Below are 25,185 nucleotides of genomic sequence, written 5' to 3'. Positions count from 1 at the left end.
TTAAAATTACAGAGGGTTTTTTATTCCCTTTAGCCATACAGGAGGTGGGACAATGGGTTCAAAAGAGGTAGGAAGAAGAGATTTTTTAAAGTATGGGATATCTTTAGTAGGTACAGGAGTCCTGGGATCTCAACTTGTTTACCCCCTGGATCCGGTTTATGCCCAAACAGAAAAGAAGGGTAAAATTAAAGACCCCATTCGAATTGGAGCCCAGGCAACCCTTTCCGGCCCGTTTGGAGGATATGGGCAATTTATGAAAATGGGGGCTCAACTGGCCGTTGATGAAATTAACTCCAGCGGAGGAATTCTGGGGAGTAAGGTCGAAATTGAATTTCGAGATGAGGAGTTAAAACCCGATGTGGCCGCTAAAAATGCCCGATATTTTGTAGATGACTGGGGAGCCGATTTTCTTACAGGTCTCGATGCCAGCTCTTCGGCCTTAGGGGTTGGGGCCATCATGGGGGAATTGGATAGAGTTCTCATTGTAACCCATGGAGCAACCGAAAAACTTACCGAAAATCTGGTCTACAAGCAGGGGATCAAACAGATTTTTCGAATCAGCGTGCCGGTTTACCAGGATGGAATTGCGGCTGCCATAGTAGCCAAAGATTTCCCGGCGAAGCGATGGGTTACCATCGGGGCCGATTATGAATACGGACATACCGCCTGGAACTTTTTTAAGGCAACTTTAAAAAAGCTCCGTCCCGACGTAGAATTTGTAGAAGAAGCCTGGGCTAAGTTCCTGACTTCGGACTTTGGGGCTCATATTACCAAAGTCATGGCTGCCAATCCCGATGGAATTTACTCAACCCAGTGGGCCGGGGAAGCCGTTACTTTAATCAAGCAGGCCAAGCTTTTCGGAGTTTTTGATAAAATTCAAACCTGGATGACCCCTATGGGAGCAGCCATGGATGTATTGGAAGGTCTTGGAAAGGAGTACCCGGAAAAAGCCTGGGTCACCTGCCGATACTGGTTTCAATACCCTGATACCCCTGAAAATAAGGCTTTCGTTGATAGATTTTATAAACGCTGGAATAAATATCCCCACTACGTCTCAGAGACCACGTATTCTGCCATCTATGCCATCAAAGCCGCGGTAGAAAAGGCTGGAACGGTTTCAACGCCCGAGATCATCAAAGCCCTTGAGGGGATGACCCTCATGACCCCGGCCGGTAAACGATACATCCGTCCCGAAGATCATCAAGCGGTTTATCAGGTCCCGTGGGGCCGTATTACCCACAATCCAGAGTATCCCTTTCCAACCTTGACAGACCTCAAGGTTATACCGGCAGAGGAGTATTTTCGGAAACCGCCATTTGTTGAAGCCTAGAAATCCCCTTCGATCTTCGGTTTTCTCGCAAAGGTGTATTTGCTCTTTGCGAGAAATTTTTTATTCCTGATTCCGATGAGGACATTTCTATTCCAGGGCCTGGTGGGTCTCAGTGAAGCCATGTACCTTTGGATGGTCGCCGCAGGACTTAGCCTGATCTTTGGAGTTCTGCGTGTATTGAACTTTGCCCATGGAAGCCTCTACATGTTGGGTGCCTATCTGACCTTCTACTTTTTTGGACTTCTGGGGCATAACTTCTGGCTGGGATTGGCGATAGGACCTGTCTTTGTTGCCGGAATCGGCCTGCTGATGGAGCGATTCTTTCTCCGATGGGTTTATCGTCTGGAAGTTGCTTATCAACTTTTGCTGACCTTTGCCTTCGTCCTTATCTTCAATGATTTAGTTAAGTTGATTTGGGGCCCTATCTATCAGGCCTCGCCTATGCCCCCGGGTCTGGATAGCTCCCTGTCGATCCTGGGTCAGGCGTATCCCCTGTACAATCTGTTTATTATCCTGGTTGGACCCCTCATCGCTTTAGGACTCTGGTTCCTCCTGGAGAAAACCCGGTGGGGCCGCCTCATTGTAGCTTCTGCCTCAGATCGAGAGATGGCCAGCGCCCTGGGGGTAAATGTTCCTCGATTATACACCGGGGTTTTCATGCTGGGGGCCTGGCTTGCTGCATTAGGCGGAGCTCTGAGTATACCTATTCGCCCGGTTTCTCCGGGAATGGGCGAGATAATTATCATCGAAGCTTTTATTGTTGCGGTTATTGGAGGCCTGGGAAGCTTAAAAGGCGCCTTTATCGGAGCTATCCTGATAGGACTTCTTCATGTATACGGTGTTTTCTATATTCCCGTATTTGAAATGGCTCTGGCCTTTATCCTCATGGCCGTTGTACTCATTTTAAGACCCTGGGGATTGTTTGGAACCCGAGAAGTTTAGAAAACAAGAAACACGGAGATGTGGGGAGGCAGGAAAGGGATCGGGTCAGAGAAAAAGATACCTGGCAAGGGTCTCAGACGGCTTGGGGTGTCTCTAAATAGGGCAGTACTTCGTAAAGTTAGATTTGAATGACCGTTCTGCCCTCACCCCCGGCTCCCCTTCCCCCTTTCCATCCCCCCGTGGACGGGGAGGATGAGGGAGGGGGAGGAGCCTGGGGTGAAGGAGAATCACACAGAATTAACTTTACAAAATAGTAACCTTTAATAAATGAAACCTTATACAGTGATTGGTTTATGCCTCTTAATCGTTGTTTTGATGATTCTTCCCCTTCTGGCTTCAAGGTTTTATCTTTATATAACCCTTCAGATTCTCATGTTGAGTCTGTTTGCCTTAGGGTTCAATCTTTTGTTCGGCTATACAGGACTTTTATCCTTTGGACATGCAGCCTTTTATGCAACGGGAGCCTATGCAACGGGCCTGATTTTAAAGAATGTAACCAATTCTCTAATTCCCGGCGTTCTGGGAGGTACGCTGGCTGCAACCCTTCTTGCCTTAATCATCGGCTTTTTTTGTGTTCGCCATACTGATGTATATTTCTCCATGCTGACCCTGGCCTTCGGGATGATGGTCTACTCCCTGGCCTGGAAATGGCGGGATGTCACCGGAGGCGATGATGGATTGATCGGAATTCCCCGAGCTCCCCTTCAGATTCCCGGGGTATTTAGCTTAAACATGAAGGCCGTATCTAATTACTATTATTTTGTTTTAATCGTTACACTTCTGGCCATTCTTCTCCTTTATACCATTGTCAACTCCTCCTTTGGACTGGTCCTTCAGGGTATACGGGAAAATTCTCATCGTGTGGAGTTTGCCGGAATTCCTATCAAGAGATATCGATGGATAGCCTTTGTGATTTCGGGATTCTTTGCCGGATTGGCCGGTGCGTTACTGGCTCCTCTGGAAAATACCGTCGCGCCTGCAGCCGCAGATTGGACCAAATCCTCTGAACCCATCCTGGCAAGCCTTTTAGGAGGAATTCATACCTTCGCCGGTCCTATCGTTGGTTCCGCGTTGTTTATCCTTTTGAAAGAAACCGTCGTCCGGTATACCGAGTACTGGCTGCTGGTATATGGAATCATTCTACTCCTTATTCTGCTCGGATTACGAGGAGGGGTTGTAGGAGCTCTTATCCAATTCAAAGCAAAGGCCAAAAGGTAAAGGAGAAAAATATCTTTGCTTTTGCCTTTTGCTTCCCTAAGGGATGGAACTGTTGAGGGTTGAAGGCCTCAAAAAGTATTTCGGTGAAATTCATGCAGTCGATGGTATTGATTTAAAATTTGAAGAAGGGGTTTTTACTTCGATTATCGGACCCAACGGAGCTGGAAAGACCAGCTTCATTAACCTCCTGACAGGCAGATTTTTTCCGGATTCGGGAAAAATCTTCTTTAAAGGTGAAGATATTACGCGATTTCCCATTCATCGTAGAGTAAAAAGGGGCATAGGCCGTTCCTTTCAAATCACCAATATCCTGCCTCGATTGACCGTTTTCGAAAATATCGCCATTCCCACACTTTCCCGGATGAATAAAAGCCTGAATCTTTTCTCCAGATTCAAACGCTTAACCTCTGTAAGAAAATCTGTGGAAGACATACTCCAAACGATCGGCCTTTTGGAGAAATCCACGCTTCCTGCAGCCGCTCTTTCCCATGGAGATCAACGACTGCTGGAGATCGGAATGGCCCTGGCCAGTCATCCCACCCTCCTTATTCTCGATGAGCCTACAGCCGGTATGAATCCCGTAGAACGGGTCCATATCCTTAAAAATATCAAACGATTAGCGGTAGAGCAAAAAACAACTTTCCTCATTGTGGAGCATGATATGGATGTGGTGTTTTCCCTTTCCGACCGGATCATTGTTTTACATAGGGGGAAAGTTTTGGTGGATGGGCGACCCGAAGAGATTAAAGAAGACCCCATCGTTCGAGAAGTTTATTTGGGAGATAATCCATTGACCGCTATCCCCCGTTCGTCATCGTGGACCCCCCCGGTCAATGAAAAGCAGGCCTCAGCCTCCAGGCCTCCTACTACCCACAAAATCTTAGAGCTTCAATCCATCGATACGTTCTACGGTTTCAGTCATATCTTGCAAGAGATCTCCCTGGAGGTTAATCAGGGAGAAGTGGCCTGTTTATTGGGAAGAAATGGAGTAGGTAAAACGACCACCCTTCGAAGCATCATGGGCCTGACTCCGCCTCGATCCGGGGTTATTCGCTTCAAAGGACAGGACATTTCCAAAAGAAAGCCCTATGAAATAGCTCTTCTCGGCATTGGGTATGTTCCAGATGATCGAAGGATTTTCCCCGAATTGACGGTCCGCCAGAATCTTGAAATAGCTCAGTGGGTCATACCTCCTGTCCAGGGGGGTTGGAACCTTTCCAAGGTCTATACCCTTTTTCCAAAACTTAAAGATCTGGAAAATCAAAAGGGGCGGCATCTCAGCGGCGGAGAGCAAAAAATGCTGGCCATCGGAAGGGCTTTAATGGCCAATCCCACCTTACTTTTACTGGATGAACCTTCAGAAGGATTAAGCCCTCTCCTGGTACAGATCTTGAGGGAGGCCATCCAGAATATCCGGAGAGAAGGTGTAACCATTCTTTTAGCAGACCAGAACTTGAACTTCGCCCGCGCCGTAGCCGATCATGCTTTTATTCTGGAAAAAGGAAGGATCCAATATGAAGGATCGGTGGAAGAATTATGGAAAAACGAAGCCCTGGTTAAAAAATACCTGGCCATTTAAGACCTTTGAGCAGGAGTTGACCTAAAGCTCAGAAAGCAGAAAGTACAAAAACCTTTCTGCTTTCTAGCCGGGTCTTATTTTTTCTCCTCTATGAGTTTTATAAAAGGTCGAATCAGATCGATAGGAACGGGGAAAAGAACGATGGAGTTATTCTCTGCCGCTATTTCGGTTAAAGTTTGCAAGAACCGAAGTTGTAAGGCGGTCGGCTGGGTAGCTATGATAGAAGCAGCTTCTGCAAGCCGTGAAGAAGCCTGATATTCTCCCTCTGCATTAATAACTTTAGCCCTTCGTTCCCTTTCAGCTTCTGCCTGTCTGGCCATAGCTCGCTGCATTTCCTGAGGGAGGTCGATGTGTTTCACCTCTACGGTAGATACCTTAATACCCCAGGGGTCGGTATGGCGATCCAGGATTTCCTGTAAATGGGCGTTGATTTTCTCCCGCTCAGAGAGTAAATCATCCAGCTCAACCTGACCCAGAACGCTCCGCAAGGTAGTCTGGGCTAACTGAGAGGTTGCATAGAGATAGTTTTCCACCTCGACAACGGCTTTATTGGGATCTACCACGCGAAAATACACAACCGCGTTGACCTTGATCGAAACATTATCTTTCGTAATAACATCTTGAGGCGGAACATCCAAAACTACCGTTCGTAAACTGATTTTGACCATTTTATCAATAATGGGAATTAGCAAGATCAACCCAGGCCCATTACCACCCACGATGGCCCCTTCGGGGGCAAGCTTTCCCAGACGGAAGATAACAGCCCGTTCATATTCCTTCAAGATCCGAATGGAGTTAAGAATAACGACTAAAAGAAGAAAACCAACGACCATTACGCCGATTCCCATAGAATCCTCCTTTGTTTGTTTAGATGTTTGTTTAGAAAAAAAAGCCTGTAGTAACCTTTCTCTTCATTCCTAAAGAGGGATTAAAGAGATTACTACATTTCTTTCCTTTTAGCTCTCCTTACCTTCAACTTTAAACCTTTTACCTGGATAACTTCTACCTTTTCTCCAACCTCCAACATTTGATCACTTTCTGCGTTCCAGTATTCTCCGTGGACAAAGACTTTAAACTCTCGATCATCCAGCTTAGAATAAACCGTTCCGATTTCCCCAATCATTCCTTCTTTTCCGGTTGCAGGTTTAGACAATCGCGCTTTGATGGCGACTCCCAGGGCAAATAAAATAAGTGCAGCCGTAGTTCCTACAGCCGGCAGGATAACGGACCAGGAAGCCCTCAGGTAAGGTTCAGGAGATTCAAAAAGCATGATGGAACCCAGAATCATGGAAACAATTCCACCGATGGTCAGGGCACCATAACTGGCTACTTTTACTTCCAGCACCAGCAACATAATTCCGAATAAGAAAAGGAGGAGACCGGCATAATTGATGGGAAGGGTCTGGAGGGAATAAAGTCCCAGGATTAAACAGATACCCCCTAAAATTCCAGGTAAAACAGCCCCGGGATTGGAAAGCTCAAAAATAAGCCCATAAAATCCCAGGATCATGAGAATATAGGCGATGTTGGGATTGGTCAAAGTATTTAAAATCCGATGTCGTAACCCCATTTCAACCCGAACTATGTCGGCATCCTTTGTATTCAACTCCTTTACACCCGATTCCAGGGTCACCTTTCTCCCATGGACCTGGGAAAGAAGCTCCGGGAGATTTGAAGCCACCACATCGATAATATGGAGTTCCAGGGCTTTCTCGGCAGTTACCGAAACACTCTCTTTGACGGCTTGTGCGGCCCACTCTTCGTTTCTTCCCCGTTTTTGGGCTATGCCCTGGGCATAGGCGATGGCATCATTTTCTACTTTTTTCTTCATTTCCTCGTCCATTCCGCCTCCTAAGTTGACCGGATGCGCAGCTCCTATATTCGTTCCGGGAGCCATGGCAGCTATATGGGCCGCCATGGTAATCATCACACCTGCAGAGGCGGCTCGAGCGCCACTGGGTGAAACATACACGATAACCGGAATCGACGAGTTAAAAATTCCCTTTACAATATTGCGCATAGAGGAGTCTAATCCGCCCGGGGTATCCAGCTCAATAATTAAACTCTCCATTTCGGCTTTGCTGGCTGTATCGATGGATTGAAGAATAAATTCCTCGGTGACCGGATTAATGGAACTATCGATTCGAATTACCTGAACCCGGGGTTTAGGAGAATCGGCAAAGACGGGTAAGGTAAATAAAAGAAAAACAAGAGTTCCCGGATAGAATACTATTTTAATTTTGGGAAGTAAAAAATTTAGGGACTTCATCATATCAATTATGAACCATCCTTTATCCCATTTTCAAGACATTTTGTGTCTTAAAAGGAATTGAATAAAAGCTTTAGCCAGTGGGGAGAGGGTTCTGACCTGGGGGTAAACAATGTAAAATTCCCGGAAAAGACTCATATCCTGAACGGTCAGGGCCACCAGAGAACGACATTTTACCTCGTGGAGAACAGCCTGATAAGATAAGATAGAAACCCCTATCCCTGCTACAACGGCCTGCTTAATAGCCTCTGTACTTCCCATTTCGGCTATAATCTGGAGATTTTTAAGAGAAATATTTTTGTCTGCAAAGCCCTGTTCGGTAATCATTCGGGTGCCGGAGCCCTTTTCACGGAAAATAAGAGGTTCCTGGATTAAATCTGCAAGCTCAACATACTGCCGGTTGGCCCATTTATGGTCTGGAGGCACGATTAAAACCAACTCCTCCCTGGCAAACACCTCGTACCTTAAACGAGGATCCGGAAGATGGGCACCAACCACCCCTAACTCAATTTCATCTTCCAGTAAGGCTTTAACAATACCTTTGGTATCTGAAACTTGTAAGCTAATCTGAGCCTGAGGATACGCTTCCTTAAAGAGGCCGATTAATCTGGGCAAAATATAATTACCGGGAATGCTGCTCCCACCGACTTCCAGATTCCCCCGGATAGTTCCAGAGAATTCCTCCATAGCATTTTGCATTTCCTGCCTCAAACGCAGAATCTCTTTAGCATATTGAAAGAGTAATTCACCCGCTTTAGTTAATTTGGCCATCCTGGCCGTCCGGTCAAAAAGCTTTACATCCCATAAGTTCTCCAGATACTGAATATGACTGCTCACGGTGGGTTGGGTAAGATAAATTGCTTCGGCAGCTTTTGTAAAACTCTTTAACTCTGCGACCTTACAAAAAACTTCCAGTTGCCTAAACTCCATATTTCCTCCTGTTACCTAAGGATACATGATTCAGACTTTTCCTGTCAAGAAAAACCTCCGTACTGGATCTGTAGCAGTTTAGCAGGCATACCTCCCTGTTTCCCCATAGTGCCGGGATAAGGGTAAAAAGCCCTGTCAGCGGCGAACTGTCTATAGCCCCCAATGGAAGTCGGGGGATTCAGTCATTCAGAATTTTCTTCAAGCTCCGAAGGAAGCCCCCTTTTCCTCTATATCCTCCCCTTCCCCTGCATGCGGGGGAATTCCCGCCGTACATGGGCGGATAACCTTCTAAATCCCATCTGGAGAGACTTTCCAGGGTATCTTTTTTGTACCTGACTCCTCCCTCTCCCCTTCCTTCACAGGGGAGGGGAGAGTGGAGACATCGGCAATCTTCGAGGAGACCGAATCATGGCCTATTGAGCCCCATGAGAAAAGATTTGATCTTCTCTCCTGAAGAGAATATCTTATCCTTAGGAGTTGAGACCCTGTCTTTATGTTCCTCCAGATAGCCTGCTGCCTTTTAATAAATTTTTTACTCTTAGGATCTACCCCGGCTTTAGGGGCTGACAACGGAGCCAGTATTTTCTTCTACAATCCCGATGCTAATCTAAAAGACGTCAGTGTCCTCAAAGCCAGAGTGGGGAATTATTTGAAAAAGACGAACCTCTCTATGGATTTCCAACCCTTTATAAAATTTGAGGTGATGATGCAGCAAATTGAAGCCAGGAAGCCCTCTTTCCTTATCATCTCAAGCTGGTATTATCCCATACTGGCTCAAAAATACCCTCTGACTCCCCTTTTAATTCCTATAAAGAACGGCCAAAAAGGCTATAAAAAAGTTCTGGTGACCCTGGAGGATATTCAGGATCTCAAAGAACTGAGTGGAAAAACACTGGCTACCACCCCACTGGGAGATAATACGCCGGAGCTCTTAGCCGATAACTTTTTCAAAAATAATCCTGTGGATATATCGAGTATGAAAATCATTACCGTACCCAAAGACCTGGATGCTTTATTAGCCGTAAGTTACAAACGAGTAAACCTGGCGATGGTTGTCCCCCATAACATCGATATTCTAAAAGCAGTTAACCCGGCTGTAGCAAAAATCAAGATTATCTATACTTCCCCGGAAATTCTTCATCCCCTACTGGTGGTTCTGAAGGATTATGCCTCGGCTGAGGAAATCGAAAAAATCAAATCGATCTTTTTAAAAATGTCTGAAAGTCCTGATGGAAAAGAGGTTTTAAACTTGTTGAACTACGATCGCTGGATTGTGCCGGATGAGGAAATTCTGGGGCATTTAGAATAAAACCATGAAGTTCTCTATTCATCTTTTTTTGTTTCTTATTCTTATGATGACTACGTCAGGTTTAGTCGAGCTTGGGTTAATCTGTCTTGTAGAAGCCGGTGAAGAGATTGTAATCCTAAAGACTAATCAGAAGATCCCCCAATATAACCTTCCGGCAGAAGCCTTCAAAAAGGCCCTTTCCTATCCTGTCCGGGAATTCGATATAGAAGGAGATTTGAACAAAGGGCGGAAGTTAATCGAAAAGATAAAACACGATAAGCCCCGGCTTATTTTTGCCATTGGAGATAAAGCAACCTTCCTGGCTAAGGAAGGATTTCCCGATGTTCCGATTATCTTCTCCATGGTTTTGAATTGGAAAAAATTGGATTTGTCAAAAAACAAAAATATCACCGGGATTTCCCTGGATGTTCCTCCAGAATCCCAGTTTACCCATTTAAAATTAATTGCCCCTCAGATCTCCCGAATTGGTGTGATTTACAGTCCAGAGGCCTCCCAGGAGCTTATCAGGCGGGCCAGAGAAATTTCTTCAGGTTTGGGAATAAAGCTGGTAGAAGTTCAAGTTACTTCGGAAAAGGCGGTAAAGAAAGCCTGGGATGGGATTAAAAATCAAATTGATGCGCTGTGGATGGTGGCAGATCCCATTGTGATTACCCAGGATAACTTTGAATTTTTACAGAAGCAGACCCTGCAACAAAAAATTCCCTTTCTGGGGTATTCAGAAAATTTTGTTAAGGCCGGAGCGCTTTTATCGGTATCTCCAGATTATGAAACCATCGGTTCTCAGGCTGCCTCCATAACCCTTCAAATTTTAAAAGATAAACAGAAACCATGGGATATTCAGGTAACCGAACCCATTGGAACGGTCATCGTACTTAATAAAGCAACGGCCAAAAAGCTTGGATTATCCCTCTCCGACTCGATCCTGCAACTGGTTAATCGGACGTTTGAGTAGATATTCTGACCTCTTGCTCAGCCTGCAGTTGGATGGCTTTCACAAGGTCATGTACTGTTGGAAATTTTTCCTTTGTAAATACTTTAAGTGCTTCCTCGTAAGCTTCGAGGGCCCTCTTTAAATTTTCATTTCTATTCTCTATCTCTGCAAGCTTACGATAGGCATTTCCAAGATTGTGCTGTAGGGTCGCATACTGAACAGGAAAGTGATCCATGGTATAAACCTCCAGTGCTTCTTCATAATCTTTAATCATCTGCTGTAAGCAGGTGGCTGAAATATCTGGATCTTTCATTTTTTCTTTCCCTGGGTTAAGGCTTGGAAGTATAGTTACCGGCTGATGCTTTATAACTTTTTCCATGATCAATTCCGGTTCCGGTAATGTATCGGCCGGTAACTACTACCTTGTAAAGTTAATCTGGATAAATCCTTAAAAGACATCAAAAACGATGTTCGTAGCAGGTCAAACGTCTCGTTTGACGCCTCCAGGAGCGATCTGGGTTAGATCTGTTCCGAACCGGTCACTCCTGGTGGAGTTTCCTCTCATAAGGCTGGGGAGCTGTTTTGCTATAAACAGATCTCTCCTAACGGGGTTTTTAAGGTATATTAAAACTAACTTTACAGGGGACTACTACACTGTTTACTTAATTTTGGCCTCATAGGGCTGCTTTCACTACCCAACTTATCTTGCCATGCCAGCCCTATTTCATCAACTTCTAAAATTGGATAAGGTCAGAGTTTTCCATATGCCCGGCGGGTTGTACTTTTACCCTACCGGTTGAAAGTAGAAGATACCAGCCTGCTTTATCGGGATCGGGCCTCCATACGGCAAGATCTGCTTTTTTATTCCCATCGAAATTATTGGCTACAACCATCCTAATGGCCCGATTGGATTACCACCTGGGCTGAGGTAGTCTATAAAAAACGAGCTCTCAAGGTCCAGATACTAAAGGGTTCCTTCTTGAAGTCAGGAAAGGGAGAAGTTGCAACCTTCTCTCTTTTTACTTATAAGCACCTTCATTTTCGCTAAAACTTTTATCACTCAAATTGAACATCAGCAGCTAGAATCCACAGCAGGTCTTTGTAAGGGCAGGGGATCAGAAGAGGTTAAGGGGTCAGGAAAGGATAAATTTCTCTGGGGAAGAAGTTAGGGTTTCAAAACTCCAAAGTGGAGTATAGAAACCTTCAGGCGTCGATTCCGTATTTTTTCAGTTTATCGTAGAGAGTTTTATAATTAATTTGGAGGGCCCGGGCGGCTTTTGCTTTATTTCCTTTGTTTTTGGCGAGGGCTTCCAGGATATATTTCTTCTCAAGGTCTGAGAGGAGTTTTTCCTTGGCTTCAGAGAAAGACAGAGAGGAAAAAGGTGTGGGAGAAAATAAAGTGAGATCCGGCAGGTGCTCGGGGGTTATCTGGTCTTCGGCCAGAATAACAGCCCTTTCCAGAACATTCCGAAGTTCTCGAACATTCCCGGGCCAGGAATAACCCAGGAGGATCTCCATGGCCTTTGGGGAAATCCCGTGGATGTTCTTCTTTTGCTGCTGAGCAAACCGATTGAGAAAATTCTCTGCCAACAAGGGAATATCTTCTTTTCTCTCTCGCAAAGGTGGGAGTTCTAAGGTAAAGACGTTCAATCGATAAAAGAGATCCTCTCGGAATTTCCCTTCCCGGACTGCCTGGCGTAATACCAGATTGGTAGCCGCAATGATTCTTACATTCGTAGGAATTATTGAAGTTCCGCCCACCCGGGTAATCTGTTTTTGTTCGAGTGCTCTGAGGAGTTTAGCCTGCCCGGAAAGGGGGAGGTTTCCGATTTCATCTAAGAAGAGGGTTCCTCCCCGGGCCAGCTCGAACTTTCCTATTTTTCTTTGTGAAGCCCCCGTAAAAGCCCCTTTTTCATGCCCGAATAACTCACTCTCCATCAAGTCCCCTGGGATGGCCCCACAATCTACAGTTACAAAGGATTTATCCCTTCGGGAACTGTGTTGATGAAGGGTATACGCGACCAACTCCTTACCGGTTCCACTCTCTCCCTGAATAAGCACGGTGGTGTCAGTTCGTGCCACTTTATCGATCAATTGATAAATCTTGGTGATGCCTGGGCTGGTTCCGATTAATCCCGCCGGACTCCAGACTTCTTGAATTTTTTGTTCTAAATTGAAGGCTTTTCTCTGGAGCTGACTATGTTGCAACCCTTTCTCGATAATCAGCTTAATTTCCTCAAGATTAACCGGCTTGGATAAGTAATCATAAGCCCCCAGTTTCATGGCCTGTACAGCGAACTTGATTTCCTGAAGAGCCGTCAACATGATAACCAGACAATCACTATCCAGCTCTTTGATTTTTTCCAGAACCTGCAATCCATTCAAGCCGGGCATATCAATATCCAACAGTACAAGATCTATAGGTTGATCTTTTACCCACCGGAGGGCTTCAAAGCCATTTTGAGCGACAAAAATCTGGTAACCTTCCTGAGAAAGGAAGTCCGACAGCATAAAACGGACTGCATCATTATCGTCTACAATCAAAATCGAGTACATGGCTTAAAGTTCACCCTAAATCTATAAGACTTGCAAGGAAAATATCTTAAACTCTTTTGTATTCTTTGTACCCTGGCGAAATAGTCTCTATTCTCCGACACCCTAAATAATTTAGACGACGATTTGGCTGCCTGATAAACTGCTCTAGAGGTTATGGGAACGGCAGAAGCTTATCCCCATGCCGATAGAATCCTCAAAGTTTCCCCTTGACAATCTCAGACTTCTCACTTATTAATTCCCCTAGAATTTGTTTAAAACCGATCTTAAGAAGATGATTTTTGATATTAAACTTTGTTAAACAACAGGAGGAAACAACGTGAAAATTGCCAGATTTAGCCGAAATGGAAAAATAGCCTATGGTGTGGTTGAAGACGACAAAGTGCGGGAGATCTCGGGAGATATTTTCGGAGAGTATACCGTAACTCAAACTACCTATAACCTGAATGATGTCGAGATCTTAGCCCCCATCATTCCCAGCAAACTGGTGGCCATTGGTCTTAACTATGTGGACCATGCGGAAGAGACCAAAATGCCTTTGCCCAAAGTTCCTCTTATCTTTTTTAAGGCTCCCAGTGCTATTATTGGTCCCGGGCAGGATATTATTATTCCCAGGGACTCCCGACGCACCGATTATGAAGCAGAGTTGGGGGTAGTCATAGGTAAAAAGGCCCGTTATGTTAAAGAGTCGGAAGCCCTGGATTACGTGTTAGGATATATATGTTGCAACGATGTTTCGGAACGAGATATTCAGAGGAGTGATGGGCAGTTTGCACGTGCAAAATCCTTTGATACCTTTGCTCCCTGTGGTCCTTACATTGTAACGGATATAGACCCCTCAGATTTAAAAATAGAGTTGATTCAGAATGGGGTGGTCAAGCAATCTTCCCGGACTTCCAAGCTGGTTTTTAACGTTCCCCAGTTGATCAGTTTCATTACCCGGGCTATGACACTCTTACCTGGAGATATCATCTCAACGGGAACTCCTGCCGGGGTTGGCCCCATGCATCCGGGGGATACGATTGAGGTAAGAATTGAAAAGATCGGAAGTTTGATCAACCGGGTCAAGCTGGAAGAGTAAGTCATAGGTAAAGCAGAAGGTTGAAAGTAGAAGGGGACTCGAAGATAAACGCGCATTTCTATTATTCTTAATCTCCGATCCCGGATCTTCGATCCTTCTGCCTTCGGCCTTCTACTTTTTGCGACCGATCCTTGAAGGATCTAAACTTATAAAGGCAGCTCCAGATTAAGAAGGATAAAACAACGAGGGATAGGAAAAGGATCACCCCGTACATATACCAGGGAATACCGGGGATATCGGGCCCCCGGAATTCTCCCCAGGTACCGGTCAACCCCTGATCGTTATAGAAGAAGCGATATCGATGGGGTAATCCCCGATCCCAAAAAGTAAAAAGACCCGAAAGTTGCCAGGTAAGTTTATCTCCAGACTCGGCCAGTTTGGGTTCTCCTATCAACCTCCAAAGATTTCGAGAAGGGCTGTAGACTTCAAGCCCTACCTGGTTATAGCCTCCATTTACATCCCCCATCCGAAGGGTATAACGATATTCATCCTTTCCTAAGGCTTCCACTCTGGCTTCCCGAATGAAGGGAGGTGAGTTATAAACACGACTCAGGGCCAGCACGTTGGAAGTTCCCTCGAAGCTCAGAATGACTTCTACATTTTCATCTTGGTCTACATCCAGGGCCTGTAAACTCTGAATAACCCCCGGGGTTCTATATTTCCAGATTAACTTCCCTTGAGAGTCAAAAATATAAAAATTCTTATCTCGACACCCGACCAGGATCGCCCCCCTCTGATCACCGTATAAATTGGTTGCCATAAGACCGGTTATCCCTTTTTCCAGTTTTTGACTCCATTTAAGGTTGAGCTGGGTATCAAAAACGGCCAGGGTTCCATCCTCCGAACCAGTGATAATCTCAATGGTTTCATTTCCCTCCAAATCCTCCGGATAAAAAGTATTAAGATTGGGGATTTTTTGAACTCTCTTGGGTTGACCCTGATGGTTGAGAATATGAAGGGTTCCGTCTCGACAGGCCAGGATTATCTCGATTTCACCATCTGCATCTAAATCTCCGGCGCTTATATCAAAAATGCTCCCACCGGTTTCATAGTACCACTGAAGTTTTCCCTGTTGGAGGGTATTTTCCTCTACATCCAGTACATACAAGATATTATCATCCCCTCCGATAAGAATTTCTTTTTCATCGTCCTCATCCAGATCTTCAGCCAGGAGGATATTTATTTTTCCACCTGTATGATAATTCCATTTTCGAGTCCCTTGAAAGTCCAGGGCCTGGAGGGTTCCATCTTCAGAGCCTACTAAAATTTCGGGTGTTCTCTCCTTACCCAGTTCGGTCACTAAAATAGCGGATACAGACCCGGGTGCCCGATATCTCCAGGCTTCGGCCTCATTTTGAATAAGTATTACCTCCCCGTTTTTTAATCCTACGATGATTTCATCCTTTCCATCCCGATCCAGGTCATAAACCGAAAGGGCCGTAATGCTTTCTTCGGTCTGAAAGGGATACCTGAGTCCTCCCTGGGGCGTAAACTGATAAGGGGTCCTCAGAATTTGAGAAGATTTTCCCTGTTCATCGGATTCCTGTGAAGCCAGGTTAGAATAGTAGCCCCTGAAACTGCCCTGATTATCCAATACATGTAGTTCACCCCCCAGGGTTCCTATGAGAATTTCCAGGTTTCCGTCCCCATCCAAATCAACGGGAGAGATTACCGAAGGGAGTTCTTTGGTTTCGTAGTTCCAGACGGGACCGTAGGTCACCAGAGGGGAGGGATAACCGAAGACATAGATATTATCCGATCCTATCACGATCTCTCCCTTACCATCTCCGTCAATGTCCGCTCCAGAAACGCTGGAGATAAAGTTTGAAGTTTCATACTTCCACTTAGGATCTCCCAGGTAGTTCAGGATATAAGCCTGCTGATCGTTGGATCCCACGATAACTTCTCCTTTACCATCCCTATCCAGATCAAAGGCACGAAGGCTTGTGATTTCTCCTCCTGTGGTGAAAGTCCATTTAAGCTGTCCCTGTTCATCCAAAACATAAACCCTATGATCGCCGGATCCGATCAGGATTTCCTTAGATCCATCCCCCTCCAGATCAAAGGCATAGGTCACATTAACACTTCCTGAAGTCTCAAATTTCCATTTCAGTTTTAAAGAGAGGGTCCCCTGGTTTTCTTCAGGTTCAAGGGCATAAAGGGTAGTATCCAGCGATCCAGCGAGTACAAGGGTAGAGCCGGGTCTGAGTCCTTCCCCTGTCTTCCTATCCACCACATACAGACTCAAAATAGAGCCTTTTGCCGGAAAGCGATCCCAAAGTTCCCCATTATTTCCGAACAAATAAACCGATCCATCCTCTGATCCTGCCAGGATCGCTGATTGCCCTTTTTTACCCAAATCAAAAGCGGTCAGGGTTACGGCGGATCCTTCCATTTTATACTTCCATCTCAGGTTCCCCTGATAATCCCAGACATAGATCGTTCCGTCGGTGGAACCTGCCAGGATCTCTGCTTTTCCATCTTGATTTAAATCCATGGCATACAGGGTAGTTACCTCACCCTGGACCCTGGTTTTCCATAAAACCCGTCCCCGGAAATCAAAAACAAAAAAAGAAGGTGTATCGGGACCTGCTCCTGCAGAACCTGCCAAAATCTCTCCGTGTCCATCGCCATCCAAATCTGCTATATACAGACTTCGGAAGTATTTAACCTGCCTGCAAGCTTCTTCACATTTCCAACTTAGATTACCCGAATAGTCGAGAACATAAAGGGTATCGGAACCGGCGATGATCTCTTTTTTTCCATCCCCATCCAGGTCGAAGGGGAAAACGGTTACTACAAACCCTTCTGTTTTGTACTTCCAATCAGGTTCCGCTATAATCTTGGCAGGAGCAGCCTGGATAGGAAGGCAGAAGGTAAAGAGCAAAAGGCAAAAGATAAAAGCCATGAATAAAGGTGTGGGAGTGGGGAAGTAAGGGAGTATGGGAGTGTGGGAGTATGGGGGTATGAAAGGGTGGAAGTAGGGGGGTATGGAAGTATGGGAGTATGGGGGTATGGGGGTATAAGTACTTATTCTCCCCCCCACTTCCCCACTCCCCCACTTCCCCACTCCCCCACTCCTATACTTCCATACTTCCCCACTTCCCCACTCCCACACTCCCATACCCGGACTTAATAGCCGGCTGCCCAATATTTAAGAATCAGCCGGGTATTATTGTTGAGGTTCACGATGGGAACGGCAAAAATCTGAGTGGTAAATCCTTTCACATCGCGATCCAGAATACTGACGGGAATGGTAGAGCCCCCGTTTTTAACTATAACGGTGACTTCAAGTGCAATCAACTGATTCATAAAACCGCCATTTGGAAAGTTAATACGTCGAATCCCAAAATTTTCCGCATTCTTATCCGTATAGAGGTAAAGGGGTGGTGTTATCCCATCTACGCGGATGGCACCTATCATCGGCGGGGTGATTTCCAGTTCATCGGTAAGAACCTTGAGACCTTTGAAAGGTTCATCCTGGGCTAAGGGGGGTACCGGAAAAAGCAGAAGATTTATCAGAAGGAGCAGGAAGAGAATTTTATCAACAACCCTCATTATAGCTTTAACTACTAACACCACCTTATAAGTGAGATGCAAGGGCACGGAGATTTTTTTATCCCTGTGGTTCTGTATCTCCACGTGTTCATCCCGGTGGATTTTTACATCCGACGTGCAAGCTTAGGATCTAGCGTATCTCTTAAGCCATCGCCTACCAGATTAATAGCAAGGACTGTCAGAGCCAGGAAGAGTCCTGGGAAGAGGATAATCCAAAAAGCGATTTGCACGTAAGGACGTCCTTCGGCCATCATATTTCCCCAACTGGGAATTTGAGGAGGTGTACCGGCTCCCAGAAAGCTGAGGTAAGCCTCAATAATAATGGCGGAGGCACAGATATACGTACCTTGTACAATTAAAGGAGCCAGGGTGTTGGGCAAGATGTGACGAAAGAGGATCCTGGGGATCCAGGCCCCGGCAGCTCGTGTAGCTTCCACAAAGGGTTGTTCTCGTAAGCTTAATACTGCAGCCCGTACGACACGAACCACGCGAGGAACTTCGGGAATGACTAAAGCGATGATAACGTTTTGTACACTGGCCCGCATTAAAGCCATCAAAGCAATTGCCAGTAAAATAGCCGGGATAGCCATCAATCCATCCATGATCCGCATGATCACCATATCCAGACGTCGGTCATATCCGCTGATTAACCCAATGGTTAAGCCGATGATCATACTCAATGTTGCCACACAAAGTCCTACTATCAGGGAGATGCGGCTACCATAAATCGTTCGTGCATAAATATCCCGTCCCAGATGGTCTGTTCCAAACCAATGCTTAACAGAAGGTCCTTGAAGTCGGTCAATGGGATTAATGGCCAACGGATCTAACTGTGACCATAACGGAGCCCCCAGGGCTATCAGGCTCATCACGGCCAGCAGGAAGATTCCCAGGCACATAGTTGGATGGCGTTTCAAGAATCGAGGTATCCCATGGATTTGGTTATCTACGTATTTCCAGGGGGCGATTATTTTAACAGGTACCGTTGTTTTCATGTCGCTTAATATCGAATTCGAGGATCTAAAAAGACATAGGAGAGATCTACCAGGAGGTTGATGAAAACATAGATACTCGAAGTAAAGAGTATCACACCCTGAATAACCGGGTAATCGCGATGCAAAATGGCATCGACGGTCAATCTTCCCAGGCCCGGAATAGCGAAGACACTTTCGGTTACTACCGCTCCACCGAGAAGCAGCGCAAAGCCTGTACCGATAATAGTTGCTACAGGTAGTGAGGCATTTTTGAAGGCATGTCGCATGAGTACCAGGCCGGGTTTTACCCCCTTCGCAAAAGCTGTACGAATATAATCCTCCTTGAGAACCTCTAACATACTCGCGCGGGTCATACGGGCCAGTAAAGCGGTATAAATCATACCCAATGCCAGGGAGGGAAGTATCAGATGTTTAATAAACGGAATAAACCCTTCGCTGAGCCGAGCATAACCCTGGACGGGGAGGATGGAAAGCTGGATAGAAAAAAAATACATGAGTAGAAAGCCCAGCCAGAAGACCGGTAGGGAAAAGCCGAGGACCGAAAAGACCATAGTTCCCCGATCAATCCATGTCCCTGCCTTCCATGCCGCCAAAATTCCCAGTGGAATAGCCAGACCGGTACTGATAATTAAGGTAAAGATACAAAGGCTGAGGGTCGGTTCCAATCTTTGTTTAATGAGTTGGGCCACTGGCAGCCCTGTGAAAATGGAAGTCCCCAGGTCACCTCGAAGGATTTGACCCATCCATATTACAAACTGTTCGTGTATCGGCTTATCCAATCCCAGCTTTTGTCGGATGCGTATGATATCTTCAGGTTTGGCGTAATCTCCCGCCACCACCACGGCCGGATCACCTGGCGCCAGGCGCAATAAACTAAAAACGAAAACAACCACTACAAACATCACAGGAATGGCACCCAGTATTCTCTTGATAATATAACTCTGCATGGGGTAAAGCCATTGAACCTGCACCCCTGTCTCCTGTCTAAGGATACAGATTCAAGACATCTCCAGGCAACTGATTGAACAGCTAACCACGTTTTTAAGAACCCTTTTTCTGGGGTTTGTACTCCCCTAGAACAACTTATCCTGTAGGGGACCCATAAGGTCTAGGATAGTTTCTTTTACCCTACAGACAGATCCTGTGGTAGACAAGGGTTCAGGAGCTGAAGGATCAACCTTTCGCCTGTCTTGATCCGGAACAAACCGGGCCACCTCCAAAAGTCTGAATTTATTGTACCCTTTTGCCTGAATTTGTCAAGTATTCCTTTATCTTCGATCAATCCCTTAAAGGAAAAATCTTCTTCGCACACTATGGAGAGACTAAGGCCTATAGGAATCTTACGATTTCTAAGACAGCCAAGACGATCTTACAGAAAGCTCAGGAAGAATATAAGGTTACTGTCTGGGTTGACAAACTCAAGGAAGGGCGAGAAAGGTTACCGGAGGCAATGATCGGAAAACCGCTTAATCACCTTTTGACAAATTTTGTCTTAACTTTCTACCTCTATTCCCTGATAACCTTCCCAAACCCTAGAAAGCTTTATGTGAAAGTCTCCCTGCTTCTTCCTGTTGAAATCTTTAATATTCTTTCAACTCCTACCTCTTTCTTATTTTCTAGCAGGGGATTGGGGTTCAGCCAGGGATGCAAGGCAGGCATGTAAAAAACTGCGAATCAGATCAGGTTCCAAGCCATCTCTGCCCCATTGCTCTGTCAGCTCTATAGCTCCTTGAAAAAAACTGAAAGTTGCTACAAACTTTTCGGGATAGCTGGTAAAAACTTCCTTAACTGCTACTACAACCCGATCTACTGGAGATGACTTACTTTTAATAACTTCAGGGAGCAAAATAGGTTGGTTACAGGCTTCTGGTTTGTTGCAACGACGGCTAATTCTTTCCCCATTCAGAAGGATGATTTCGATCTTATTAGATTTGGCTTTAGGCAATTGGATCCGGATCGTCCCTTTGGCCGGAAGAGATTGTCCTCTAAGGATTCTCTGGGGAAGTTTTCCATCTAAAAACCATTTTCCATCTATGTCTAAAACGAATCCAACATCTTTCGACTTTATGTTTTCTTGAGCCTGAACACACCACGATGAGAAAAGGATAACCAGTCCAAAGCCTGACACTATAAATCTTTGCCAGATCCGAGAGGTTCTACTCCAAACCTCCTTATCTGCCGGATTTCTAAATAAGGTAACACTCTTAACGGGTTTGGACATTTTCCTATTCCTTTTTAGATTTATATTCTTACTTGTAACCATAGACTTTTCTACCCTATCTCCCTAGCGAGAGTCCAGGTAACCCCATAGCAGGAAGCTTGAATTTCTTCCTCTTACGTTCACTTAAAATTTTAATTTCGCTTTGGAGGAAAATCAGAGTTCCACAGGAAGTTCTAAAGAATCTGCTCTCTTTTTCGATCATAAAACACCTTTAGCAAATACGTGTCAAATACTTTACTTTCTCTACGAAAGATGTCAATGAAATTGTAGAAATCTCCTAAGGTTTTGATATAACTAAAAGTACTGATCACTCTGATTAAACAGTTAGTCGGTGTGCAGGGTGTTATCCCATGCTACAACAGTACCAACCATACCAGTCCTCGTCACCATCCCCAACTGTGCCATCGTTTACGGCCGGGTTAAATACATCACTGGCAGGGCCTGACGAGCTTTCTTGTTGTTGAAGAGGCACAGGTAATTGGGACGCAACCAATATTACCAAGGCTCAGAGACGTCCACTTACAGGGCTCTCTTATTTTTTATCTAACCACACGTTCCACAGAACGGGGGCCGCAAAGGGGATCACCCCTTTCACGTTCTTACGATAAGCGACTAAACCCAGGGACTGCCCCAACGGTACTTTGGGGACTTCGTCATAGGCCAGCTTTTGGATCTCTTCTACTAATTCCTTTTGCCGGATAGGATCTCGAGTACGGGCTAATTCTATTCGCAATTCCTCCATGTGGGGACTACAATACCAGCCGGGAACCACACTGTTACAATCACCAACAATGGTCAGATCACCTGCCGGGTTAAACTCATCGGCAGACAGGGATCTTATATGATAGAGGTTCCATCCTCCTTCCTCAGGGGGCTTTTTCTCAGCCCGGCGGGACAGGAGCGTGCTCCAATCCATAGCCTGCAAATCCACTTTGACCCCAATCTGGGTCAGTAATTGCTGAGTTAGCAGGGTAGGTGCATGTAAAACGGGAATATCCGTAGGATCCATTAAAACAACAGGCCGTCCATCATAACCGGCCTCCTTCATTAACTGTTTTGCCTTCTCCAGATCCTGCCGCAGGAGAGGCTCTGCACCTGCCTGGGTTTCCCAGGGACTACCACATGTGAAAAACGCTAAACACGTTCGCCAAAACCTCTTCTCCCCGATAGCCACCCGAAGATAGGTCTCTTGATGAACCATCCACATCAGGGCCTGACGAGCTTTCTTGTTGTTGAAGGGAGGATGGAGATGGTTAATCCGCAATTGTTCCTGCCAGCCCAGGGGATCGTAAACAAAGACGGTAATATTTGGGTTTTTTTCTAACTGGGTAATAAAATCGTAGGGGGGAAATTCCCAAAAATCTACTTCCCCTGCTCCCAGTGCCGCACTGGCTGTAGCCGGGTCGGGAATATAAAGCCACTCCACACGATCTAAATAAACCCTTTTACCTCCGGCACCATAACTGGGCGGCTCAGGACGAGGGACATACTCCGGGTTACGGACATAAGCAACCCGATGCCCGGGTTCCCATTCTTCCTTTACGAACTTGAAAGGACCCGAGCCGATAGGTTCCTTGATCTGTTCATCGGCCGGAGTGGCTGCAATTCGAGCCGGCATAATAAAAGGTACATTGCTACTCGGCTTGGCCAGAGCTTCCAAAACCAGTCCAAAAGGTTCCTTTAACTCTAAACGGAAGGTTCTGGTATCCACCGCTTCCAAACGGGCCGTAGCCTTCATCAACAACTTACCCAAGGCATCCCGCTGACCCCAACGCCGGATAGAAGCAATGACATCTTCCGAGGTAACCGGAGTACCATCATGAAACCGGAGACCCTCCCTGAGGGTGAAAGTATATTGCGAACCATCCGGACTTACCTGCCAGGTATCCACCATCTGAGGCCGTACTTTCATATTCTCGTCCAGAGCAAAGAGGGTATCATAGATCATATAACCATGGTTACGGGTTATATATCCTCCTGTCCAGATGGGGTCCAGGATCTTTAAATCGGCATGGGCAATAAATCGCAGCGTTCCACCCATTTTAGGCTCTTCGGATAAGGCCCATGGGGTGAAGTTGAGTAAGAATAATCCGGTTAAGATCAGCCGGATCGGAATTCGGTACAAAAACCTGTGAGAACCTTGCATCATCATAAAAAGTATGGGAGTGTGGGGATGTGGAAGTATGGGAGGATGGAAGGATGGGAGTATGAAAGTATGAGAGTGTGGAGGTGAAAAATATGGGATTATACTCTCCTACACGCCCACACTTCCCCACTCCCATACTCCAGTACGGGCGATCGGCCGATCGCCCCTACACACTCCCCTCCACTCCCACACTCCCACACTTATTTCTTGTCCAGCCATACGTTCCACAAGACCGGAGCTGTAAATTTAGGTACTCCTTTTACATAATCTCGATAGGCTATTAAGTAAGCAGATTGTCCCACGGGTATATAAGGAACCTCTTCATAGGCCAGCTTTTGAATTTCTTCTACCAATTGCTTCCGCTTAGCTTCATCTTGGGTACGAGCCCATTCGGCACGCAACTTCTCCATTTTTTCACTGCAATACCAGCCAAACCAGGCCTTGTCACAACTGCCGTCTATGGTCAGGTTTACAGCCGGATTAAACGTATCGGCTCCGATAAACTCCGTAGGAAGTAAGTTCCAGCCCCCCTCTTCGGGTCGCTTTTTCTCGGCCCGGCGGGCTACCAGGGTACTCCAATCCATGGCCTGGAGATCTACCTTGACTCCCATCTGGGTCAACAAGTATTGGGCCACCAGCATGATGGCATGTAATTGCAGGCGATCCGTTGGATCCATGAGTACAACCGGTCGTCCATCATATCCTGCTTCTTGCATCAATTGACTGGCTTTCTCCAGATCTTGCCGTTTCAACGGCTCCGATCCCACCTCGGTCTCCCAAGGACTGCCACACATAAAAAATGCCAGACAGGTCCGCCAGAACCTCTTATCACCCACAGCCGCCTGCATGTAGGCTTCCTGATTGGTCATCCACAATAAAGCCTGACGGGCTTTTACGTTGTTAAAGGGCGGATGGAGATGGTTAGGGCGAAGCACATACTGGCTACCCAGCGGATCGGTTACTGAGATGGCAATATGGGAATTCTTTTCCAGTTGGGTAATAAGACTTGCCGGTAACCGTTCCCAATAATCTACCTCTCCTCTTTCTAAAGCTGCACTGGCCGTTGCGGGATCGGGAATATATAACCACTCCACTCGATCCACATATACCCGCTTACCTCCGGCACCATAACTGGCCGGTTCAGAACGGGGTACATAATCTGGATTACGGACATAAACAACGCGATATCCAGGCTCCCACTCCTCCTTCACGAATTTGAAGGGTCCTGAACCGATGGCTTCTGTGATCTGCTTATCAGGCGGAGTGGCTGCAATTCGAGCCGGCATGATGAAAGGCACATTACTGCTTGGCTTGGCCAGAGCATCGAGTACCAACCCGAAAGGCTCCTTGAGCTCCAACCGAAAAGTTTTATCATCCACCTTCTCTAACCGGCTTGTATAATCCATCAATTGCTTACCCAGAATATCCCGCTGACCCCATCGTTTGAGGGAAGCAATGACGTCATCGGACGTAACAGGACTGCCGTCATGGAACTTGAGACCTTCCCGCAACGTGAAGGTATACTGGAGCCCATCCGGACTTACCTGCCAGGTATCCACCATCTGGGGCTGTACCTTCAAATTTTCGTCTAAAGCAAAAAGGGTATCGTAAATCATATAACCGTGATTGCGGGTGATATAGGCTGTAGTCCAGATCGGGTCCAGAATTTTTAGATCGGCATGGGGAATTAGCTTTAAAGTTCCCCCCCTCTTAGGTTCTTGGGCTATGACCCGGGAAGTGAAGGTGAGCAAGACTAATCCGATGATAATCATCAGAACCGCATGTGGGTATAAAAACTTGGAGGAATTTCTCATGGTTTTAGTATATCCCCAAAGAACTCCGAAGGATACTCATGAACCTCCTCTCCCGAGGCTTCGGGAGAGGAGGTTGGGGGGAGGGCAGAATACCTATTCTTAACTTTCTCCCCTTTTCTCCCAGGGAAGGGAAGAGTAGAGACCCGGGCAATCCCTGAGCTTCCCTTTTCCGACTATGGGAGGGCGTACGGCCGTACGCCCCTACTATTAGAAAAAATCTACCCCTAAAAGCTTCCCTTCCCCACCTCACCTCCCATCCCCCCTAGCCCCCCAGTTCCCCCTATCCTGTGTAGGGGCGGGAGGCCTCCC

The 25,185-nt window shown here is 46.2% G+C and carries 20 protein-coding genes; 7 read left to right on the top strand and 13 right to left on the bottom strand.

Annotated features, from left to right (window positions below; all coding sequences use genetic code 11):
- Positions 1-52 precede the first annotated feature (52 nt).
- From VNM22_08820 to VNM22_08805, 4 genes are all read left to right on the top strand, one after another.
- Entirely contained in the window at positions 53-1,330 is a 1,278-nt protein-coding gene (locus VNM22_08820; GenBank protein HWP47248.1) for an ABC transporter substrate-binding protein, read from the top strand.
- Between the two features lie 75 nt (positions 1,331-1,405).
- On the top strand, positions 1,406-2,272 hold the full coding sequence (locus VNM22_08815) for a branched-chain amino acid ABC transporter permease (protein ID HWP47247.1): 867 nt from the start codon (positions 1,406-1,408) through the stop codon (positions 2,270-2,272).
- Positions 2,273-2,539: 267 nt separating this feature from the next.
- Entirely contained in the window at positions 2,540-3,490 is a 951-nt protein-coding gene (locus VNM22_08810) for a branched-chain amino acid ABC transporter permease (GenBank protein ID HWP47246.1), read from the top strand.
- A gap of 43 nt (positions 3,491-3,533) precedes the next feature.
- Complete coding sequence (locus tag VNM22_08805; GenBank protein HWP47245.1) at positions 3,534-5,069, top strand: ATP-binding cassette domain-containing protein; 1,536 nt, start codon at positions 3,534-3,536, stop codon at positions 5,067-5,069.
- A gap of 74 nt (positions 5,070-5,143) precedes the next feature.
- Here VNM22_08805 and VNM22_08800 read toward each other — a convergent pair whose 3' ends face one another.
- From VNM22_08800 to VNM22_08790, 3 genes are all read right to left on the bottom strand, one after another.
- Entirely contained in the window at positions 5,144-5,917 is a 774-nt protein-coding gene (locus VNM22_08800; GenBank protein ID HWP47244.1) for a slipin family protein, read from the bottom strand.
- A 92-nt stretch (positions 5,918-6,009) separates the two neighbouring features.
- A complete protein-coding gene (locus tag VNM22_08795; GenBank protein HWP47243.1) occupies positions 6,010-7,341 on the bottom strand; it encodes a nodulation protein NfeD in 1,332 nt (443 codons plus the stop codon).
- A 30-nt stretch (positions 7,342-7,371) separates the two neighbouring features.
- Complete coding sequence (locus VNM22_08790) at positions 7,372-8,268, bottom strand: selenium metabolism-associated LysR family transcriptional regulator (GenBank protein HWP47242.1); 897 nt, start codon at positions 8,266-8,268, stop codon at positions 7,372-7,374.
- Positions 8,269-8,761: 493 nt separating this feature from the next.
- Here VNM22_08790 and VNM22_08785 point away from each other — a divergent pair, with 493 nt between their 5' ends.
- Both VNM22_08785 and VNM22_08780 read left to right on the top strand, forming a co-directional pair.
- On the top strand, positions 8,762-9,577 hold the full coding sequence (locus VNM22_08785; GenBank protein HWP47241.1) for a PhnD/SsuA/transferrin family substrate-binding protein: 816 nt from the start codon (positions 8,762-8,764) through the stop codon (positions 9,575-9,577).
- Between the two features lie 4 nt (positions 9,578-9,581).
- A complete protein-coding gene (locus VNM22_08780; protein HWP47240.1) occupies positions 9,582-10,529 on the top strand; it encodes an ABC transporter substrate-binding protein in 948 nt (315 codons plus the stop codon).
- Here VNM22_08780 and VNM22_08775 read toward each other — a convergent pair.
- Both VNM22_08775 and VNM22_08770 read right to left on the bottom strand, forming a co-directional pair.
- The gene (locus VNM22_08775) at positions 10,510-10,887 is read right to left on the bottom strand and encodes a tetratricopeptide repeat protein (protein ID HWP47239.1); all 378 of its coding nucleotides are present in this window, start codon (positions 10,885-10,887) and stop codon (positions 10,510-10,512) included. The genes VNM22_08780 and VNM22_08775 overlap by 20 nt on opposite strands.
- Positions 10,888-11,711: 824 nt before the next feature.
- Positions 11,712-13,064, bottom strand: coding sequence for a sigma-54 dependent transcriptional regulator (locus tag VNM22_08770; GenBank protein ID HWP47238.1), 1,353 nt, complete (start codon positions 13,062-13,064; stop codon positions 11,712-11,714).
- A 316-nt stretch (positions 13,065-13,380) separates the two neighbouring features.
- Between VNM22_08770 and VNM22_08765 the strand changes: the two genes are divergently transcribed.
- Positions 13,381-14,142 carry a fumarylacetoacetate hydrolase family protein gene (locus VNM22_08765; protein ID HWP47237.1) on the top strand — a complete coding sequence of 254 codons (762 nt, stop codon included), beginning with the start codon at positions 13,381-13,383 and terminating at the stop codon, positions 14,140-14,142.
- A gap of 67 nt (positions 14,143-14,209) precedes the next feature.
- On the opposite strand, the gene VNM22_08760 is transcribed toward VNM22_08765, so the two are convergent.
- The 8 genes from VNM22_08760 to VNM22_08725 all read right to left on the bottom strand — a co-directional run bounded on the left by VNM22_08760 (position 14,210) and on the right by VNM22_08725 (position 24,876).
- On the bottom strand, positions 14,210-17,266 hold the full coding sequence (locus VNM22_08760) for an FG-GAP-like repeat-containing protein (protein HWP47236.1): 3,057 nt from the start codon (positions 17,264-17,266) through the stop codon (positions 14,210-14,212).
- Between the two features lie 8 nt (positions 17,267-17,274).
- Positions 17,275-17,700, bottom strand: a complete 426-nt coding sequence (locus VNM22_08755) for a hypothetical protein (GenBank protein HWP47235.1) — start codon at positions 17,698-17,700, stop codon at positions 17,275-17,277.
- A 104-nt stretch (positions 17,701-17,804) separates the two neighbouring features.
- Positions 17,805-18,695, bottom strand: coding sequence for an ABC transporter permease (locus VNM22_08750; GenBank protein HWP47234.1), 891 nt, complete (start codon positions 18,693-18,695; stop codon positions 17,805-17,807).
- A 5-nt stretch (positions 18,696-18,700) separates the two neighbouring features.
- Entirely contained in the window at positions 18,701-19,666 is a 966-nt protein-coding gene (locus VNM22_08745; GenBank protein HWP47233.1) for an ABC transporter permease, read from the bottom strand.
- A 638-nt stretch (positions 19,667-20,304) separates the two neighbouring features.
- A complete protein-coding gene (locus VNM22_08740) occupies positions 20,305-20,916 on the bottom strand; it encodes a hypothetical protein (protein HWP47232.1) in 612 nt (203 codons plus the stop codon).
- A 532-nt stretch (positions 20,917-21,448) separates the two neighbouring features.
- Positions 21,449-22,957 carry an ABC transporter substrate-binding protein gene (locus tag VNM22_08735; protein HWP47231.1) on the bottom strand — a complete coding sequence of 503 codons (1,509 nt, stop codon included), beginning with the start codon at positions 22,955-22,957 and terminating at the stop codon, positions 21,449-21,451.
- Position 22,958: 1 nt separating this feature from the next.
- Complete coding sequence (locus tag VNM22_08730; protein ID HWP47230.1) at positions 22,959-23,198, bottom strand: hypothetical protein; 240 nt, start codon at positions 23,196-23,198, stop codon at positions 22,959-22,961.
- A gap of 64 nt (positions 23,199-23,262) precedes the next feature.
- Positions 23,263-24,876, bottom strand: a complete 1,614-nt coding sequence (locus VNM22_08725; GenBank protein ID HWP47229.1) for an ABC transporter substrate-binding protein — start codon at positions 24,874-24,876, stop codon at positions 23,263-23,265.
- Positions 24,877-25,185: the final 309 nt, after the last annotated feature.

Source organism: Candidatus Limnocylindrales bacterium (assembly GCA_035559535.1).
Classification (GTDB): domain Bacteria; phylum Moduliflexota; class Moduliflexia; order Moduliflexales; family JAUQPW01; genus JAUQPW01.
The sequence above is the reverse complement of the archived record's forward strand: the minus strand, read 5'-3'. Positions and strand labels throughout refer to the sequence as shown.

What these genes read in the sequence shown, in the direction of transcription:
- VNM22_08820 (HWP47248.1), top strand. Translation starts at nt 53, where the DNA reads ATGGGTTCAAAAGAGGTAGGAAGAAGAGATTTTTTAAAGTATGGGATA.
- VNM22_08815 (HWP47247.1), top strand. Translation starts at nt 1,406, where the DNA reads ATGAGGACATTTCTATTCCAGGGCCTGGTGGGTCTCAGTGAAGCCATG.
- VNM22_08810 (HWP47246.1), top strand. Translation starts at nt 2,540, where the DNA reads ATGAAACCTTATACAGTGATTGGTTTATGCCTCTTAATCGTTGTTTTG.
- VNM22_08805 (HWP47245.1), top strand. Translation starts at nt 3,534, where the DNA reads ATGGAACTGTTGAGGGTTGAAGGCCTCAAAAAGTATTTCGGTGAAATT.
- VNM22_08800 (HWP47244.1), bottom strand. Translation starts at nt 5,917, where the DNA reads ATGGGAATCGGCGTAATGGTCGTTGGTTTTCTTCTTTTAGTCGTTATT.
- VNM22_08795 (HWP47243.1), bottom strand. Translation starts at nt 7,341, where the DNA reads ATGATGAAGTCCCTAAATTTTTTACTTCCCAAAATTAAAATAGTATTC.
- VNM22_08790 (HWP47242.1), bottom strand. Translation starts at nt 8,268, where the DNA reads ATGGAGTTTAGGCAACTGGAAGTTTTTTGTAAGGTCGCAGAGTTAAAG.
- VNM22_08785 (HWP47241.1), top strand. Translation starts at nt 8,762, where the DNA reads ATGTTCCTCCAGATAGCCTGCTGCCTTTTAATAAATTTTTTACTCTTA.
- VNM22_08780 (HWP47240.1), top strand. Translation starts at nt 9,582, where the DNA reads ATGAAGTTCTCTATTCATCTTTTTTTGTTTCTTATTCTTATGATGACT.
- VNM22_08775 (HWP47239.1), bottom strand. Translation starts at nt 10,887, where the DNA reads ATGGAAAAAGTTATAAAGCATCAGCCGGTAACTATACTTCCAAGCCTT.
- VNM22_08770 (HWP47238.1), bottom strand. Translation starts at nt 13,064, where the DNA reads ATGTACTCGATTTTGATTGTAGACGATAATGATGCAGTCCGTTTTATG.
- VNM22_08760 (HWP47236.1), bottom strand. Translation starts at nt 17,266, where the DNA reads ATGGGAGTGTGGGAGTGGGGAAGTGGGGAAGTATGGAAGTATAGGAGT.
- VNM22_08755 (HWP47235.1), bottom strand. Translation starts at nt 17,700, where the DNA reads ATGAGGGTTGTTGATAAAATTCTCTTCCTGCTCCTTCTGATAAATCTT.
- VNM22_08750 (HWP47234.1), bottom strand. Translation starts at nt 18,695, where the DNA reads ATGAAAACAACGGTACCTGTTAAAATAATCGCCCCCTGGAAATACGTA.
- VNM22_08740 (HWP47232.1), bottom strand. Translation starts at nt 20,916, where the DNA reads ATGTCCAAACCCGTTAAGAGTGTTACCTTATTTAGAAATCCGGCAGAT.
- VNM22_08735 (HWP47231.1), bottom strand. Translation starts at nt 22,957, where the DNA reads ATGGGTGGAACGCTGCGATTTATTGCCCATGCCGATTTAAAGATCCTG.
- VNM22_08730 (HWP47230.1), bottom strand. Translation starts at nt 23,198, where the DNA reads ATGGGAGTGGGGAAGTGTGGGCGTGTAGGAGAGTATAATCCCATATTT.
- VNM22_08725 (HWP47229.1), bottom strand. Translation starts at nt 24,876, where the DNA reads ATGAGAAATTCCTCCAAGTTTTTATACCCACATGCGGTTCTGATGATT.